This is a genomic window from Micromonospora sp. GCM10011542 (assembly GCF_042650685.1).
Lineage (GTDB): Bacteria > Actinomycetota > Actinomycetes > Mycobacteriales > Micromonosporaceae > Micromonospora.
Genome location: NZ_JBHSBO010000033.1, coordinates 1 through 15,034 on the forward strand (window position 1 = coordinate 1; position 15,034 = coordinate 15,034).

Sequence of the window (15,034 nt, forward strand, 5' to 3'; positions counted from 1 at the left end):
TCACCGACCCGCAGTACTCGACGACGGCGTTCCTGAAGGGCCTGCGTCAGGTTGATGGTTGGAAGGACATGCCGCTGACCGACGCCGCGCAGACCGTGCAGGTCTCGGCCTACCCGGATGCCTACGCCCAGTGGGAGCAGCAGGCCGCCGACCTGGTCGCCAAGCACTGGAACTGACACACGCAAGCCCGGAACTGACACAGGCATGAACAACACGCTGGCCGGCACCCGAACACGGGTGCCGGCCAGCGTCGTACGCGCAGTGCGGTCAGGTGGCGTTGATGGTGCCGGTCAGCAGCAGGGCCAGGACCAGGGTGCCCAGCGCGACCCGGTACAGCACGAAGACGTACAGGGTGTGGTGGGCGACGTAGCGCAGCAGCCAGGCGATGGCCGCGTACCCGATGCCGAAGGCGATCGCGGTGGCCACGATCATCTGCGCCACGGTCGGTACCGAGGTGCCCGGCGCGGCCGGCTCGAAGACATCCCCGACGCTGAAGATGCCGGACATCACCACCGCTGGGATGGCCAGCAGGAACGAGTACCGGGCCGCCGCCTCCCGGGTGAGGTTGAGCAGCAGTCCGGCGGTGAGCGTGCCGCCGGAGCGGGACACCCCGGGGATCAGCGCCATCGCCTGGGCGAAGCCCATGACGACGCCGTCGCGCATCCGGAAGTTCTCCAGGGTGCGGGTCTGCCGGCCCCAGTACTCGGCGAAGGCCAGCACGAAGGCGAAGACGATCAGTGTGGTGGAGACCACCCACAGGTTGCGGCCGGCGGTGCGGATCTGGTCCTTGAACAGGAAACCGAACAGCCCGATCGGGATCGAGCCGACGATGACGTACCAGCCCATGCGGTAGTCGAGGCTGGCGCGTACCGACTTGTCGCGCAGCCCGACCAGCCAGGTCCGCGTGATCCGCCAGATGTCCTTGGCGAAGTAGATCAGCACCGCCGCCTCGGTGCCGAGCTGGGTGACAGCGGTGAACGACGCGCCGGCGTCCCGGTCGAAGAAGATCGCCGAGGTGATCCGCAGGTGCCCCGACGAGCTGACCGGGAGGAACTCGGTCAGTCCCTGGACGATGCCCAGGACGATGGCCTCGACCCAGGTCACTCGCCGGCTCCCGAGAGGTCGAGCGCCTCGGCGACGGTACGCAGGGTCTGCACGCCGCTGTCCCTGTCGGCCACGAACAGGGTCACCGAAAGGGTGGTGACGCCGGCGGCGGCGTACTCCCGCATCCGCTCGGCGATACGCTCCTTGGGGCCGAGCAGCGAGGTGCGGTCGATGAACTCCATCGGCACAGCGGCCGCCGCGTCGCGCTGCCGCTTGGCCAGGTAGAGGTCCTGCACCTCGCGGGCGGCGTCGCCGTAGCCCATCCGGGTGGCGAGCTGGTTGTAGAAGTTCTGCTGCCGGCTGCCCATCCCGCCGACATAGAGCGCGGCGTACCAGCGGACCAGCTCGGCGCAGCTGGCGATGTCGTCGCCGACCACCACCGGCACCGACGGCACCACGTCGAAGCCGACCAGCTCCTTGCCGGCCTTGGCCCGGCCGGCGCGTACGGAGGCGAGCTGCTCCTCCGCGAACTCCGGGGCGTAGAAGACGGCCAGCCAGCCGTCGGCGATCTCGCCGGCCAGTTCGAGGTTCTTCGGGCCGACCGCGGCCAGGTAGATCGGAATGTGCTCGCGCGGCGGGTGGAAGCCCAGCCGCAGCGCCTTGCCGGGGCCGTCGGGCAGCGGCAGCGTGTAGAACTCGCCGTCGTAGGCGACCTCCTTGCGCGCCACGGCCAGCTTGACGATGTCGACGAACTCGCGGGTCCGGGCCAGCGGCTTGCCGAAGCGCACCCCGTGCCAGCCCTCGGAGACCTGCGGCCCGGACACCCCGAGGCCGAGGCGGAACCGGCCGCCGGAGAGCGCGTCGATGGTCGCCGCCGTCATCGCGGTCATGGCCGGGGTACGGGCGGGGATCTGCATCACCGCGCTGCCCACGTCGATTCGTTCGGTCTGGCCGGCCATCCAGGCGAGCATGCTGGGCGAGTCGGAGCCGTAGGCCTCCGCCGCCCACACCACCGAGTAGCCGAGCCGGTCCGCCTCCTGGGCCAGAGCCAGGTGGTCGGCCGGCGTACTCCATGCCGTCTGGTATCCGAGGCTGAGCCCTAGTCGCACTGGTCCTCCCCCATCCGCACCACAGGTCGCATCAGGTTACGCAATGCCGATGGTGGCTTCGATCACCGGCTCTCCTCCGGTGATCACTGGGCCGTAACGGCGTTCCGCACCGGCGGAACCGGTAGAACCGGCAGACATGACGGGAGCGAGGATATCCGTGGCGGCAGGTTCGAAATAAGGTTCACCCATGCAACAGCGACCGCTCGGCCGAAGCGGGCTGGCGGTTTCGCGGCTCGCGCTCGGCACCATGACGTGGGGCCGGGACACCGACGCCGACGATGCGGCCGCCCAGCTGAAGAGTTACCTGGACGCGGGCGGCAACCTGATCGACACCGCCGACGTGTACGGCGACGGGGACGCCGAGGCGGTGATCGGGTCGCTGCTGGGCACCCTGGTCCCCCGCGACGACCTGCTCATCGCCACCAAGGCGGGCCTGCGCCCGGGCAGCGGCCGGCGCCGTGACGGCTCCCGCGGGCACCTGCTGCGCACGCTCGACGCGTCCCTGCGCCGCCTCGGCACCGACCACGTCGACCTGTTCCAGGTGCACGGGTACGACCCGGACACTCCCCTGGAGGAGACCCTGGCCGCGCTGGACCACGCGGTGGCCAGTGGCCGGGTCCGCTACGTCGGGGTGTCGAACTTCTCCGGCTGGCAGACCGCGCGGGCCGCCGCCTGGCAGACGGCCTGGCCGGGCCGGGCGCCGGTGGTCGCCGCCCAGGTGGAGTACTCGCTGCTGGAGCGGGGGGTGGAGCGGGAGGTGCTGCCCGCCTGCGCGGCGCTGGGCCTCGGCGTGCTGCCCTGGTCGCCGCTGGGCCGGGGGGTGCTCACGGGCAAGTACCGGCACGGCCGGCCGGCGGACTCCCGGGCGGCCTCGCCGCACTTCGAGCGCTTCGTCGCGACGTACCTGGAGCCGCGTTGCTCCAGCATCGTGGAGGCGGTGGCGACGGCGGCCGGCGGCCTCGGCGTGTCGCCGTTGGAGGTGGCGCTGGCCTGGATCCGGGACCGGCCCGGGGTGACCGCCCCGATCCTGGGCGCTCGGACGGTGGGGCAGTTGCTCGGCGCGCTTCAGGTGGAGCGGATGACCCTGCCCGAGGAGATCACCACCGCGCTCGACGACGTGGCCGCGGTGCCGGTCGGCTACCCCGAACGCGACGGCTGACCCGCCGGCCGGTTCACGGCGTCGGCCGCTGGCCGGGCAGGTCGCGGATCGCGGTCAGGAATCGGGCCTGATCGTCGCGGAGTGCGGGTTGGACGATCCGGATCCAGGAGCCGTCGTCGAAGAAGATGGTGTGCGTGAACTGCACCAGCCCGGCCGCGCCCCGCTCGGAGTCGACCCGGGTCACCCGGGAGCGCTGCACGCTCCACAGCACCCGCGGCTGGCGCCGGTCGGGCCGGTCGGCGTCGGGGCGCTGCCCCATCCGCAGCAGGTGGAGGTGGGTGTCGGTCACCGCCAGCGGTGTGCCCGTGTAGCGCTCCAGGAAGAGCAGCAGGCTGCCGGCGAGGGTGGCGAGGTCGCCGCTGAAGACGTACCGACGCCGATAGGCGATCTCGGCGAGCTGGTCGGCCAGCGGGCGGTACTGGCTGAGCCGGAACAACGCCCGGAACGCCTCCTGCTCCTCGGTCAGCGGAATCGGTTCGCGCTGCGCCCGCTGCCGTGGCGGGCCCGGCTCCGGTTCGGCCGCCGCCGGTAGGCCAGCGGCGACGGCGGCGGCCTTGCCGGGCAGCAGCAGCACGCCCGCAGCCAGCCGCACCGGCGTCAGCACCGCCTCCACCCAGACCACCGGGTTGACGATGTTGAGCAGCCCGAACAGCGCCCGGGGATCGAGCGCCTCGGCCAGTTCGCCGGCCATCCCGTCGGCGAGCTGCCGGCCGGCCCGGTGCGTCTCCGGCGTACGGACCGGGGCGAGCCCCACGTAGCGCAGCTCCTCCCCGGGCAGCAACGGCGCGACGAGGGCACGCTCGGGTTCGTCGCTGGTGCGGAACTCGTCGCGCAGCTCGCGGGCCTTGTCCCGGGCGTTCCGCGCCCCGCCGAGCACCGCGTCAGCGAACCGGCCGAGCCGACCCCGCTCCCCTGACGTCACGCGTTACCTCCTCGATCGGCCTAACGGGCGGCGGGCGGCTGCCCGAAGACATTCTGGTCGATCCAGTCGGCGCCGCCCTGCACCGCCTTGTCCACCTGGTCGCTGATCTGGTCGCTGCCGGGCACCGACAGGCCGGTGGTGAGCGCGACGGTCCCCCAGGTGACACCGTGCACCACGGAGTTCGGCACGTTCCACGGCAGGTTGGTCGCCCAGTCCCGGGCGATCACCCGGGCGCCGTCGGCGACGCCGTGCGCCCGCAGGGCGGCGGCCCGGTCGAGGGCTCCCATGTCGAACGGCGAACCGGACTTGCCGAGCTTGTACGTGCCCTTCGTGGGGTCGAGGAGCTTGTGGTGCCACTTGTCGGCCTTGCCGGCGGCGCGCCGCTTGTCGGCGTACTTCTGGCCGGTGCGCAGCTTCTTCTGCATGTCGACCAGCTTGTCCAGGTGGCTGCGCAGTTTGCGCAGGTAGACCAGGACCCGCTGGAGCAGGCGGATGACCTTCTGCAAATGCGCCGCGAGCGGTCGGATGATCTTCAGCATCCGGGTGAGCACGATCAGGCCCCTCGTGGCGGCCACCCCCATGCCGGCCACCCAGGACGCCCCGGCGGTGAACGGCGCCATCAGCAACGCCGTCACGAGCGTCACCAGCAGCCAGTTCACGAACTCGACGCACAGGTCGACGAGGACGTCGTGCACGGTCTGCAGGGCGTCGGCGACGCCGCGCAGGTACTCCGCGGTCGCGGTGAACTGCTCGGCGACGTCGAGCAGTTGCTGTTCGACCTCGGCCATCCGCCGGGCGTACGCCTCACCGGCGGGCGAGCGCCACCCGATCTGGGCGGCCTCGCGGGCGCCGCGGTGCCCCTGCGCCAGGTCGCGCAGCTGCGCGCCCAGCGCGTCCCACTCGGCGGCCTTGGCGTGCAGCACGGCGGGCTCGCCGTCGACCATGTCGACGAGCTGGATGAGCGGCCAGGCCAGCGTCCGGCAGACGCTGTTCACCGCGTCCTCGACGCCGGAGAGGGCACTGTCGAGGCCGTTCCAGAGCTGGACGGCGCTGCCGGCGGGCCCGCTCATCCGGGCATCCGCGACTGGATGGCCTTGAAGCCGCCGTCGATGTCCTGCTCGGTGCGCTCGTACGCGTCGACCGTGTCGGCCAGCGCACCGGCGACCCGGCCGAACGCGGCCTCCGCGGCGGCGAACAACTCCCTGCCGCCGGTGACCTGCTCGGCGTACTTGTCACGGAGCAGGTCGCTGGCGAAGGGCAGGTGGCCGAAGGCGTCCGACGGCACGTCGCCGGCCGAGGCGAGTTGGCTCTCCAGCGCGGCGAGCGAGCTGGCGACCTGCTTGGCGGCCGTCTGCAGTCGACGCACCGCCTGCACGTCGACATCGATGTCCGGCGGCATGCCGTTCCTCCCCCATGAGTCGAGCGCACCGACGATACGATCTCCCGGCCACCGGGCACCACCCCGGTGCACGGTCCACGGGGGAGGATCCATGGCTGACCCGACGTCCGCGTTCGACGCGCTCGCCGGACGGATCGCCGACATCGAACGCCGCTTCGCGGGGCTCCGCGACGATCTGGGCGAGCTGACCGGCACCGCGACCGACGCGAGCGGGCTGGTCTCCGCGACCGTCGACGCCACCGGTGGGCTCACCGGCCTCACCTTCGCACCGGCCGCCCTGCGCGCCGGCACCGAGGGGCTGGCGGAGCTGGTGCTCGACGCGTACCGGCGGGCCCGCACCGCGACGAGCGAACAGGTCGAGGAGCACACCGAAGGGCTGGACGTCGAGCTCGGCGCGGGCCTGGGCGACCTGTTCGGCAAACCCGGTGACTTCTCGGCGCTGGGCCGTCTGGAGGAGGCCATCGGCCGGCTCGGGCGGCTCGACGACCACCTGCCGGGTTCGCCGGCGTGACCTCGCCGAGCTGGCCGGAGATCGTCGCGCGACTGCGGGGCACGGTCGCCGGCTGCGACCGCGACACCGACCTGGAGCTTCGCGCCGGTCCGCGCGCGATCCGGCTGCTGGTGCGCCGCGAGGTGGTGCGGGTGGTCTGCCCCGGCTACGACGAGGCACGCCTGGTCGCGCTCGGCTGGCACCGTGGCACCAACGACGGGCACTGGTGGTACGAGACTCCGCGCACCCCGGACCAGCTGGACCGGCTGAGCATGCTGGTGGCTCGCACGGCCGCCGAGGTGTTGACCGACGATCCGGGGGCGCTCTCCTGCCGGCCGGCGCCCCCGCCCGCGCACCGCACACCGGCGCTGGCACCGCCCACCGCCGGGTCGGCGCCCGCCGAGGCGTCGGCGCCCGCGGCCACGCCGGCCAGCGTCCCGTCGGCACCCGTCGAGGCGCCGGCCGCGCCGGCCACCGTGCGGTCGGCACCCGTCGAGGCGTCGGAGCCGGCGGTGGTGGCGTTGCTCGCCGCAGCCGTGGCCCGGCGTGACCTGCCGGGCTACCTCGCCGTGCTGGCCGGCGCCACGGTGTGCGTCCCGTTGGCCCGGGAACCGGCGGCGGAGGGCGACTTCCCGTGGACGGTCGTCGGTGACGCGACCGGCGCACCGCTGCTGCCGGTCTTCACCTCGCCGGAGGCCCTGGCCGCGTTCGCCGGGGACGGCGTGCCGTTCGTCGCGCTGCCCTGCGCCGAGCTGCTCGAGGACTGGCCGGACGCGTCGTGGGGGCTGGCGGTGGACCCCGGCCGGGACCGGGCCCTCGCGCTGGCCGCGCCCGCGCTGGCGGCCCTGCTCAGGGCGAACGCGCCGACCGGCTGAGGGGAATACGGGCGGTGGCGCCCAACCGGGCGGGAACCACTCACGGCCGCGTCCGGGGTCACCCCGCGAGGGGTGGCGAACCGCCGCCGGGCTGGGCAGCATAGGTCTCATGGACTACGAATACGCGCCGCTGCGGTTGCCGCCGAACGTCGACCGGTTGACCGCCGCGGCGCAGCTGGCGATCCAGGCGGAGTTCTCCGGATGGGAGCTGGCCCGGGTACGGCTGTTCCGCGACGGCACGCGCCAGGTGGTGCTGCGCCGGCGGCGGGTCAACCAGCCGCAGCCGGGCCTGTCCTACTGACGCCCACGGCCCGACCGAAAGAGGTCGGGCCGTGCCGGCACGGGTGCGGACACACCGCGGGGCCCGGTCCGCGTACGGTCGGGCCCCGGGCGTGTCGTGCCTAGTGCTGGTGACCCGCGTGGTCGTGGTCGTCGTCGAGCTCCACGAACGGATGCTCGTCGAGCCGGCCGACCAGCCGGTCGTCGGCGGCCGGCTGGAACGGGCCGAGCGCGTCCTCGTCGTCGAACGACTCCAGGTCGACCGGAGTGCCGACCTCGCTGACCATGACCACCCCGTCGAGTGGCTCCAGCTCCGGGATGTCCAGCGCACCGAGCGAGCCGTCGCCGCTCTGCAGCAGCTCCAGCACCGCCTCGCCGACGCCCTCCACCGGGGCCGGCTCGTCGTCCTCGGGGGTGCCCTCGCGGCGGGCCACCTCGGCCACCCGGATCAACGCGGACACGCTCGGCACGCGGTAGTCGCGGCGCTGGCGCACCGAGATCACGCGCGGGTGCGGGTCGGTGGCCTCGACACCCTCGGCGCCGCCGAAGCGCTCGTCGGCCTCGTCCGGGTCGATCGAGTCGACGTCCCAGGGCGTCACCTCGCCGAAGGCGTCGAGGAGCTGCTCGTCGTAGGCGTACGAGGCGTTGTTGAGCGCCACGTACGCCTGCCAGACGTCGTCGTCGTCGACGCGGCCCTGCGCGGCGCGTACGGCGGTCAGGTGGTGGCGTGCCGCTTCGATCACCCGCTCGAGAGCGGCGTCCAGCTCACCGTGCTGGTCGGTCATGTGGGGCAGTCCCTTCACGATGGGGAGGTTGCGTGCCGAGTTCAGTTGCCGGACACGGCTAGCAGGTGCGGAGGAACCGGTCGAGTACCCGCACGCCGAACTGTAGTCCGTCGACCGGAACCCGCTCGTCGATGCCGTGGAACAACGCGGAGAAGTTCAGGTCGGCCGGCAACCGCAGCGGGGCGAAACCGAAGCAGCGGATGCCGAGCTGGGAGAACGCCTTGGCGTCCGTGCCACCGGAGAGCATGTACGGCACCGGCCGGGCGCCCGGGTCCTCCGCGCGCAGCGCCGCGGACATCGCCTCGACCAGGTCACCGTCGAAGGTGGTCTCCAGCGCCGGCTGCCGCTGGACGTACTCGATGGCGATGTCGGGGCCGATCAGCTCGCGCAGCTGCCGTTCCAGCAGCTCGGACTGACCGGGCAGGCTGCGGCAGTCGATGGTGGCGGTGGCCCGGCCGGGGATGACGTTGTCCTTGTAGCCGGCCGTCAGCCGGGTGGGGTTGGCGGTGTTGCGGATGGTCGCGCCGATGATGTTGGCGATCGGGCCGAGCTTGGCGATGGCGGTCTCCGGGTCCTCCGGGTCCAGTTCCACGCCGAGCACGTCGGAGACCTCCTCCAGGAAGGCCCGCACGGTGTCGGTGACCACCACCGGGAAGCGGTGCTGCCCGATCCGGGCCACCGCCTCGGCGAGCGCGGTGACGGCGTTGTCGTCGTGCACCATCGAGCCGTGCCCGGGGCGGCCCTTGGCGTGCAGCCGCAGCCAGTCGATGCCCTTCTCGGCGGTCTCGATGAGGTAGAGCCGCTGGCTGTCGTTGACCGAGTACGAGAAGCCGCCCACCTCACCGATGGCCTCGGTGCATCCGTCGAAGAGGTCCCGGTGGTTCTCCACCAGGAAGCGCGCGCCGTAGTCGCTGCCGGCCTCCTCGTCGGCCGTGTAGGCCAGCACGATGTCGCGGGGCGGGCGTACGCCGGTGCGCTGCCAGTGCCGCACCACGGCGAGCACCATGGCGTCGAAGTCCTTCATGTCGATCGCGCCGCGGCCCCACAGGTAGCCGTCGCGCACCTCGCCGGAGAACGGGTGCACCGACCACTCGTCGGCGTCGGCGGGCACCACGTCCAGGTGGCCGTGCACGAGCAGCGCGCCCCGGCCGGGATCGGTGCCGGGGATGCGGGCCACCACGTTGGCCCGGCCGGGTGCGGACTCGTGCAGCACGGACTCCACGCCGACCTCGGCGAGCTTCTCCGCCACGTACTCGGCCGCGCGGCGTTCGCCGACGCTGGTGTCGTTGTCCCCGGTGTTGGTGGTGTCGATCCGCAGCAGGTCGCGGCAGAGGTCGACGACCTCGGCGGTGGGATCGGGTCGGGCGGAGGCGGCGTCGCTCGTCATCGCCTCTTCATACCAGTCGTGCCCGCTGGTCGGGTCGGCGCACCGGCATGGCGGGCCGACGCATCGAGACCGGCCCATCCAGGCAACGGTTTCGCCGCGCGCGGGTTCGGGTACCGCCGCCGGCGACCGCACGTCCCCTGCCGGGAGCTCCGCCCGCCAGTCGAGGAGGGCACCATGACCGTTCCCCTGCCACCGCTGCCGCCGGCGCCCGAGGAGGGCTACCGTCCGGGCGGGCGCAGCATCGCCGACATCGTGGACGCCGAGCACCGGCAGCTGCTGGCGTTGCTGGACCAGCTGACCGGTCCGGACGCCACGCCGCAGGAGGGGCTGGCGGTGCTGACCGCAGCCCTGTCGCGACACCTGTCCGCCGAGGAGCAGTACCTGCTGCCGGCCGTCCGGGCGGCACTGCCGGACGCGGCCGGGCGGGTGGACGCCGAGATCGACGCCGACGCCGCGCTTCTGGCCGCGCTGAAGGCGTTGGGTGACGACGGGCTGACCGACGTCGCCGAGCGGGTCCGCCGGCACGTCGACTCGGTCGGCCGGCTGGTCGCCGAGTTGCGGGCGGTGGCCACCGAGGAGGAGCTGATCCGGTTGGGCAACCGGTTGGAGATCGCCGAGGAGGCCGCCCCGACCCGACCGCACCCCGGCACCCCGGCCACCCCGCCGTGGAACCGGATCGTCGAGCCGGCGGTCGGGGTGGTGGACAAGGTGCGCGACGCGGTGACCCGACGGCCGACGTACCTGGCCGACCTGCCGGAGCCGCCGCGGGGCTGACCCACGCCGACGCCCGTTGACGCATTCAACGTCACCGATCAATTCAGGCTCTTCCGCCGACTGCGGCGTGGCCCTACCGTCACTTCATGAACCTGGAGTTGCGACACCTGCGGGTGGTCTGCGCGATCGCCGAGACGGGGAGCGTGACCAAGGCGGCCTCCGCGCTCGGCCTGGCCCAGCCGGCGCTCACCGCCCAGCTCCAGCGGATCGAGCGGACGCTGGGCGGCCCGCTGTTCGAGCGGGACCGGCGCGGCGCCCGGCCCACGGCGCTGGGCGAGCTGGTGCTGGCCCGGGCCCGGGTGCTGCTGCCGGCGATGAAGGGCCTGCAGGACGAGGCGGCCCGGCTGGCCGGGGCGGGCGAGGCGCCACGGCGCTACCGCTTCGGCGGGGTGAACAGCCCGATCCTGGGACGGCTGGTGCACCGGCTGGCCACCGAGCAGCCGCCCGCGCAGATCACGACGTACGCCTCCTGGTCGGTGGACGAGCTGGCGCAACTGGTGGCCGGCGGCCGGCTGGACTTCGCGCTCACCGGCGTCTGCGGTGACGCCGTACCGTCTGCGGAGTTCGGGTTGAGCTGGTGGGAGGTGGCCGTCGACCCGGTGCTGGTGCTGCTGCCGCAGACCCACCCGCTCGCCGGGCGGGACGAGGTGCGCCTGGTGGACCTGCGCCAGGAGCAGTGGGTGGCGGCGCCGGGGGACGGCTGTTTCGGCGACTGCTTCGCCGCCGCCTGCGCCCGCGCCGGCTTCACGCCCCGAAAGGTGTACGAGACCGACGTGCGCGGCTGCGTCGACCTGGTCGACGCCGGCGAGGCGGTGGCACTGTGCCAGGCCACCTTCCGGCCGGTGGACGGGCTGGTCACCCGCCGGCTGGCCGGGATCCCGCTGCGCTGGCGGCTGCTGCTCGGCTGGCACCCGGACTCCCCCGCGGCGCGGGTCGCCGAGCTGGTGCTGGAGCTGGCGAAGGCGGCCTACATCGACTCGCTGGCCCCGCATCCGGGCTATCTGGCCTGGCTGTTGCGCAACCCCGCGTTCGGGGTCCGGCAGCCGAGCGGCGTCTGAGCGACGGGCCGCGGGCGGCGTTCGACGATCGACCGTCCACCATGTCCCGGTCAGGCCGATACTTTTGGTCAGAGCTGCAAAAGTATCGTGGGAACGAGCTTAACTTCTGCTTTACACCGCCGACGCCCCATGCCTAGGGTTCGATGTCACAGTCGTCGATCCGTTTGAGGTGACCGGATGGCCGCTGACCCTCACCCACCCGCCCCGGTGGTGCTCGGCATGTACGGCATCAGCAAACGGTTCTTCGGCGTGACGGTCCTCGACGACGTGCTCCTGGAGTGTCGGGCGGGCGAGATCCACGCCGTGATGGGCGAGAACGGCGCCGGCAAGTCCACCCTCATGAAGATCCTCGTCGGTGTGCACCAGCCCGACGCCGGACGCATCGAACTCGACGGCGCGCCGGTCGCCTTCCAGCATCCCCGGCAGGCCCTGGCCGCCGGGGTGAGCATCGTCCACCAGGAGCTCAACCTGCTGCCCGAGCGCACCGTGGCGGAGAACATCTTCCTCGGCCGGGAGCCCCGGCGCCGGTTCGGTGTGGACCGGGCCGCCATGGACCAGGCCGCGACCCGGCTGCTGGCCAGCCTGGGCGCCGAGGACGTCATCTCCCCGCGCAGCCTCGTCGGGCGGCTGCCAGTCGCGCAGCAGCAGCTGGTGGAGATCGCCAAGGCGCTCTCCTTCCAGCCCCGGGTGCTGGTGCTCGACGAGCCGACCGCCGCGCTGAGCCCACACGAGGTGGACGCGCTGTTCGACCGGATCCGCCGGCTGCGCGCCGACGGGTTGACCGTGCTGTACATCTCGCACCGGCTGCGGGAGGTCTTCGACCTCACCGACCGGATCACCGTGCTCAAGGACGGCCGGAGGGTGGACACGGTGGACACCGCCGAGGTCGACACCCGCCGGCTGGTGCACCTGATGGTGGGCCGGGAACTGGACCACTACTACCCGCCGCGGGCCACCCCGGACCGGATCGGGTCGGTGCGCCTGGCCGTACGCGGCGCCGGGGCCGGCATCCTGCGCGACATCGACCTCGACCTGCGCGCCGGCGAGATCGTCGGGCTGGCCGGTCTGGCCGGCTCCGGCCGCACCGAGCTGGCCCGACTGCTCTTCGGCGCCACCCGGATGGCCGGCGGCAGCCTGACGGTGGACGGGCGGGAACGCCGGCTGCGCTCACCCCGGCACGCCATCCGCTGCGGCATCGGGCTGCTCACCGAGGACCGCAAGAGCGAGGGCCTGGTGCTGCAACTGTCGGTGCGCGACAACAGCCTGCTCGCCGTCCGGTCACTGGGACGCGGCGCCACCCGCCGGGTCGGCCTCGGCGCGCTGCTCGACCGGGTCCGGCTGCGCGGTGGCACCGATCGGGAGGTCCGCTACCTCTCCGGCGGCAACCAGCAGAAGGTGGTGCTGGCCCGGTGGCTGGCCACCGGCGCGAAGGTGCTGATCTTCGACGAGCCGACCCGGGGCATCGACGTCGGCGCCAAGGCCAGCATCCACGAGCTGATGCGGGAGCTGGCCGACGCCGGCGCCGCGATCCTGATGATCTCCTCGGAGCTGCCCGAGGTGATCGGCATGGCCGACCGGATCGTGGTGCTGCGCCATGGCACGGTCGCCGGTGAGCTGCCGGCCGGCGCGAGCGAGGCCGAGATCATGCTGCTGGCCACCGGGGAGCCCGACGGGGCCGGGGCCGGGGCGAGCAGGGAGGGCGGTACCGCATGATCGCCGAGACGATGCCCGGGCGGATCGGCCGGGTGGGCCTGGCCCGCGACGTCGGCGCCGGCTCCAGCGCGCCGGTCTGGCTGGTCTTCGGCGGGGTGTTCGCCGTCGCCTGGCTGCTGGTCGAGCTCAACGGCGGCCAGTTCATGACCGTGGACAACCTGCAGAACATGGCAGTCCGCTCGGTCGCGCTGGGCCTGGTGGCGGTGGGTCAAACCATCGTGCTGATCGGCGGCTCGCTGGACCTGTCGGTGGCGTACATGGTCAGCGTGACCGCCGTCAGCGCCTCGTTCGTCATGCAGGGCGACCCGGACCGGATGGTCCTCGGGGTGGCGGTCACCCTCGCGCTCGGAGCGTTGATCGGCCTGGGCAACGGCCTGATCATCACGAAGCTGGGGGTGAACGCGTTCATCGCCACGCTGGGCACGTCGCTGATGATGAGCGGGGTGCTCAACGCGCTGTTCACCAACTTCACCGGCTCGGTCCCCCGGCAGTTCCAGGCGTTGGGCTACAACGCGCTCGGGCCGGTGCCGGTGGCGGTGATCCTGCTGCTGGCGGTGGTCGCCCTGGCCTGGTACGTGCTGCGCCGCACCCGCTTCGGCTACCACCTGTACGCCGTCGGTGGCAGCGCGGAGGTGGCCCGGCTCTCCGGGGTGCGTACCGACCGGACCGTGGTGCTCGCGCACGTGCTGTGCAGCCTGACCGCCGTGCTGACCGGGCTGTTCCTGGTCAGCCGGCTGCGCTCCGGCGCGCCGTGGGTGGGCCCGGACGGCGGCTACGACCTGGAGTCGATCGCCGCCGCCGTGGTGGGCGGCACCGCGCTGGCCGGCGGCCGGGGCCACGTGGCCGGCACCCTGGCCGGGGTGCTGATCCTCGCCGTCATCGACCAGGTCTTCAACGAGTTCGAGGTGAACGCCTTCCTCAAGACGCTGATCCGCGGCGTGATCATCGTCGGCGCGGTGGCGCTCTACGCGCTGCGCAGTCGGCGCGACGAGGGGAGCTTCTGAGATGACCACCACCGCAGGGCAACCGGCCGCGCCGGAAGCGTCGCCGCCGGCCGTACCGGACGCGTCGCCGGCGCGGACCCGGCGGCTGCTGCGTGCGGTGCCACCGATCTGGCTGGTCCTGGCGGCGGTGATCGTGCTGATCGCCTGGCGCAACCCGACGTTCGTCGAGCCGGCGCCGTTCCTGGCCTTCCTGCGCCGGTGCGCGCCGCTGGCCGTGCTGGCCGCCGGCCAGGTCTTCGTGATCATCGCCGGCGAGTTCGACCTCTCGGTCGGCGCGCTGGTCACCGCCGTGGTGGTGGTCGCCGCCCGGCTCTCCGACGGCGACGCGGCCAACACCTGGTGGCTGATCCCGCTGCTGCTCGCCGGCGGCGCGCTGGTGGGCCTGGTCAACGGGCTGGTCACCACGCGCCTGCGGGTGCCCTCGTTCATCGCCACGCTGGGCATGCTGCTGGTGCTCAGCGGGGCGGTGTTCCTCTGGTCCGGCGGCGCGCCGCGTGGCTCGCTGGCCGACAACTTCCGGCAGTTCGGCCGGTTCGGCGTGCAGCTGCCGGGGCTGGGCCAGCTGCCGTACGCGGTGCTGATCCTGGCCGCCGTCGGCGTCGGCCTGTGGCTGCTGCTGTCCCGCAGCCGCTTCGGCCACCAGGTGTACGCCGCCGGCGGCAACCCCCGGGCCGCCGCGCTCTCCGGTGTGGACGTGCGCCGGGTGCGGACGGCGGCCTTCGTCATCTCCGGCCTCTCGGCCGTGGTCGCGGGCATCCTGCTCGGCGGCTTCACCGGCGTCACCGCCGAGGCGGGGGCGGGCTACGAGTTCCAGGCGATCGCCGCCGTCGTGCTCGGCGGCGCGGTGCTCGGCGGCGGGCGCGGCAGCGTCGGCGCGTCCGTCGCCGGCGCGCTCACCCTGCAGTCGGTGTTCACCCTGCTCAACCTGCTGGGCCTGGCCAAGTCGCTGCGCGACGCGGTGCAGGGCCTGATCATCATCGGCGCGGCCGCGTACGCCGCACACCGGCTACGCCGGTCCGGCTGACGCCAGCGCCTC

The 15,034-nt window shown here is 73.1% G+C and carries 16 protein-coding genes; 9 read left to right on the plus strand and 7 right to left on the minus strand.

Going from position 1 to position 15,034, the window contains the following annotated elements; genetic code table 11:
• Positions 1–267 precede the first annotated feature (267 nt).
• Together ACFOW4_RS12010 and ACFOW4_RS12015 are read right to left on the minus strand one after the other, a co-directional pair.
• Positions 268–1,104 carry an undecaprenyl-diphosphate phosphatase gene (locus ACFOW4_RS12010; protein ID WP_377527098.1) on the minus strand — a complete coding sequence of 279 codons (837 nt, stop codon included), beginning with the start codon at positions 1,102–1,104 and terminating at the stop codon, positions 268–270.
• Complete coding sequence (locus ACFOW4_RS12015) at positions 1,101–2,153, minus strand: LLM class F420-dependent oxidoreductase (RefSeq protein ID WP_377527100.1); 1,053 nt, start codon at positions 2,151–2,153, stop codon at positions 1,101–1,103. The genes ACFOW4_RS12010 and ACFOW4_RS12015 overlap by 4 nt, the downstream gene beginning before the upstream one ends.
• A 187-nt stretch (positions 2,154–2,340) precedes the next feature.
• Here ACFOW4_RS12015 and ACFOW4_RS12020 point away from each other — a divergent pair, with 187 nt between their 5' ends.
• The gene (locus ACFOW4_RS12020; RefSeq protein WP_377527101.1) at positions 2,341–3,312 is read left to right on the plus strand and encodes an aldo/keto reductase; all 972 of its coding nucleotides are present in this window, start codon (positions 2,341–2,343) and stop codon (positions 3,310–3,312) included.
• A 13-nt stretch (positions 3,313–3,325) separates the two neighbouring features.
• Here the strand turns inward: ACFOW4_RS12020 and ACFOW4_RS12025 are convergent, their stop codons facing one another.
• From ACFOW4_RS12025 to ACFOW4_RS12035, 3 genes are read right to left on the minus strand one after another with little or no spacing between them, the layout of a single operon-like run.
• A complete protein-coding gene (locus ACFOW4_RS12025; protein WP_377527103.1) occupies positions 3,326–4,234 on the minus strand; it encodes a hypothetical protein in 909 nt (302 codons plus the stop codon).
• 20 nt (positions 4,235–4,254) lie between these two features.
• Positions 4,255–5,304 (minus strand): WXG100 family type VII secretion target, encoded by a 1,050-nt coding sequence (locus tag ACFOW4_RS12030; protein ID WP_377527105.1) that lies wholly within the window; start codon positions 5,302–5,304, stop codon positions 4,255–4,257.
• Positions 5,301–5,633 (minus strand): hypothetical protein, encoded by a 333-nt coding sequence (locus ACFOW4_RS12035; protein WP_377527107.1) that lies wholly within the window; start codon positions 5,631–5,633, stop codon positions 5,301–5,303. Before ACFOW4_RS12035 ends, ACFOW4_RS12030 begins: the two co-directional genes overlap by 4 nt.
• A gap of 91 nt (positions 5,634–5,724) precedes the next feature.
• Here ACFOW4_RS12035 and ACFOW4_RS12040 point away from each other — a divergent pair, with 91 nt between their 5' ends.
• From ACFOW4_RS12040 to ACFOW4_RS12050, 3 genes are all read left to right on the plus strand, one after another.
• A complete protein-coding gene (locus ACFOW4_RS12040; protein WP_377527109.1) occupies positions 5,725–6,144 on the plus strand; it encodes a YbaB/EbfC family nucleoid-associated protein in 420 nt (139 codons plus the stop codon).
• Entirely contained in the window at positions 6,141–6,998 is an 858-nt protein-coding gene (locus ACFOW4_RS12045; protein ID WP_377527111.1) for an SseB family protein, read from the plus strand. Before ACFOW4_RS12040 ends, ACFOW4_RS12045 begins: the two co-directional genes overlap by 4 nt.
• A gap of 109 nt (positions 6,999–7,107) precedes the next feature.
• Entirely contained in the window at positions 7,108–7,299 is a 192-nt protein-coding gene (locus ACFOW4_RS12050; RefSeq protein WP_053655860.1) for a DUF5703 family protein, read from the plus strand.
• A 100-nt stretch (positions 7,300–7,399) separates the two neighbouring features.
• Here the strand turns inward: ACFOW4_RS12050 and ACFOW4_RS12055 are convergent, their stop codons facing one another.
• A complete protein-coding gene (locus ACFOW4_RS12055; protein ID WP_377527260.1) occupies positions 7,400–8,062 on the minus strand; it encodes a hypothetical protein in 663 nt (220 codons plus the stop codon).
• A 58-nt stretch (positions 8,063–8,120) separates the two neighbouring features.
• Positions 8,121–9,449 carry a M20/M25/M40 family metallo-hydrolase gene (locus tag ACFOW4_RS12060; RefSeq protein ID WP_377527113.1) on the minus strand — a complete coding sequence of 443 codons (1,329 nt, stop codon included), beginning with the start codon at positions 9,447–9,449 and terminating at the stop codon, positions 8,121–8,123.
• Positions 9,450–9,623: 174 nt separating this feature from the next.
• Between ACFOW4_RS12060 and ACFOW4_RS12065 the strand changes: the two genes are divergently transcribed.
• From ACFOW4_RS12065 to ACFOW4_RS12085, 5 genes are all read left to right on the plus strand, one after another.
• Positions 9,624–10,223 carry a hemerythrin domain-containing protein gene (locus tag ACFOW4_RS12065; RefSeq protein WP_377527114.1) on the plus strand — a complete coding sequence of 200 codons (600 nt, stop codon included), beginning with the start codon at positions 9,624–9,626 and terminating at the stop codon, positions 10,221–10,223.
• 86 nt (positions 10,224–10,309) lie between these two features.
• Positions 10,310–11,281 (plus strand): LysR family transcriptional regulator, encoded by a 972-nt coding sequence (locus ACFOW4_RS12070; protein ID WP_377527116.1) that lies wholly within the window; start codon positions 10,310–10,312, stop codon positions 11,279–11,281.
• 177 nt (positions 11,282–11,458) lie between these two features.
• On the plus strand, positions 11,459–12,994 hold the full coding sequence (locus ACFOW4_RS12075; RefSeq protein ID WP_377527118.1) for a sugar ABC transporter ATP-binding protein: 1,536 nt from the start codon (positions 11,459–11,461) through the stop codon (positions 12,992–12,994).
• Positions 12,991–13,998, plus strand: coding sequence for an ABC transporter permease (locus ACFOW4_RS12080; RefSeq protein ID WP_377527120.1), 1,008 nt, complete (start codon positions 12,991–12,993; stop codon positions 13,996–13,998). Before ACFOW4_RS12075 ends, ACFOW4_RS12080 begins: the two co-directional genes overlap by 4 nt.
• Position 13,999: 1 nt before the next feature.
• On the plus strand, positions 14,000–15,022 hold the full coding sequence (locus ACFOW4_RS12085) for an ABC transporter permease (RefSeq protein WP_377527122.1): 1,023 nt from the start codon (positions 14,000–14,002) through the stop codon (positions 15,020–15,022).
• Positions 15,023–15,034 lie beyond the last annotated feature (12 nt).

Coding starts and splice junctions, on each gene's coding strand:
- ACFOW4_RS12080 (WP_377527120.1), top strand. CDS start 12,991: ATGATCGCCGAGACGATGCCCGGGCGGATCGGCCGGGTGGGCCTGGCC.
- ACFOW4_RS12060 (WP_377527113.1), bottom strand. CDS start 9,449: ATGACGAGCGACGCCGCCTCCGCCCGACCCGATCCCACCGCCGAGGTC.
- ACFOW4_RS12035 (WP_377527107.1), bottom strand. CDS start 5,633: ATGCCGCCGGACATCGATGTCGACGTGCAGGCGGTGCGTCGACTGCAG.
- ACFOW4_RS12030 (WP_377527105.1), bottom strand. CDS start 5,304: ATGAGCGGGCCCGCCGGCAGCGCCGTCCAGCTCTGGAACGGCCTCGAC.
- ACFOW4_RS12050 (WP_053655860.1), top strand. CDS start 7,108: ATGGACTACGAATACGCGCCGCTGCGGTTGCCGCCGAACGTCGACCGG.
- ACFOW4_RS12020 (WP_377527101.1), top strand. CDS start 2,341: ATGCAACAGCGACCGCTCGGCCGAAGCGGGCTGGCGGTTTCGCGGCTC.
- ACFOW4_RS12040 (WP_377527109.1), top strand. CDS start 5,725: ATGGCTGACCCGACGTCCGCGTTCGACGCGCTCGCCGGACGGATCGCC.
- ACFOW4_RS12065 (WP_377527114.1), top strand. CDS start 9,624: ATGACCGTTCCCCTGCCACCGCTGCCGCCGGCGCCCGAGGAGGGCTAC.
- ACFOW4_RS12075 (WP_377527118.1), top strand. CDS start 11,459: ATGGCCGCTGACCCTCACCCACCCGCCCCGGTGGTGCTCGGCATGTAC.
- ACFOW4_RS12085 (WP_377527122.1), top strand. CDS start 14,000: ATGACCACCACCGCAGGGCAACCGGCCGCGCCGGAAGCGTCGCCGCCG.
- ACFOW4_RS12070 (WP_377527116.1), top strand. CDS start 10,310: ATGAACCTGGAGTTGCGACACCTGCGGGTGGTCTGCGCGATCGCCGAG.
- ACFOW4_RS12055 (WP_377527260.1), bottom strand. CDS start 8,062: ATGACCGACCAGCACGGTGAGCTGGACGCCGCTCTCGAGCGGGTGATC.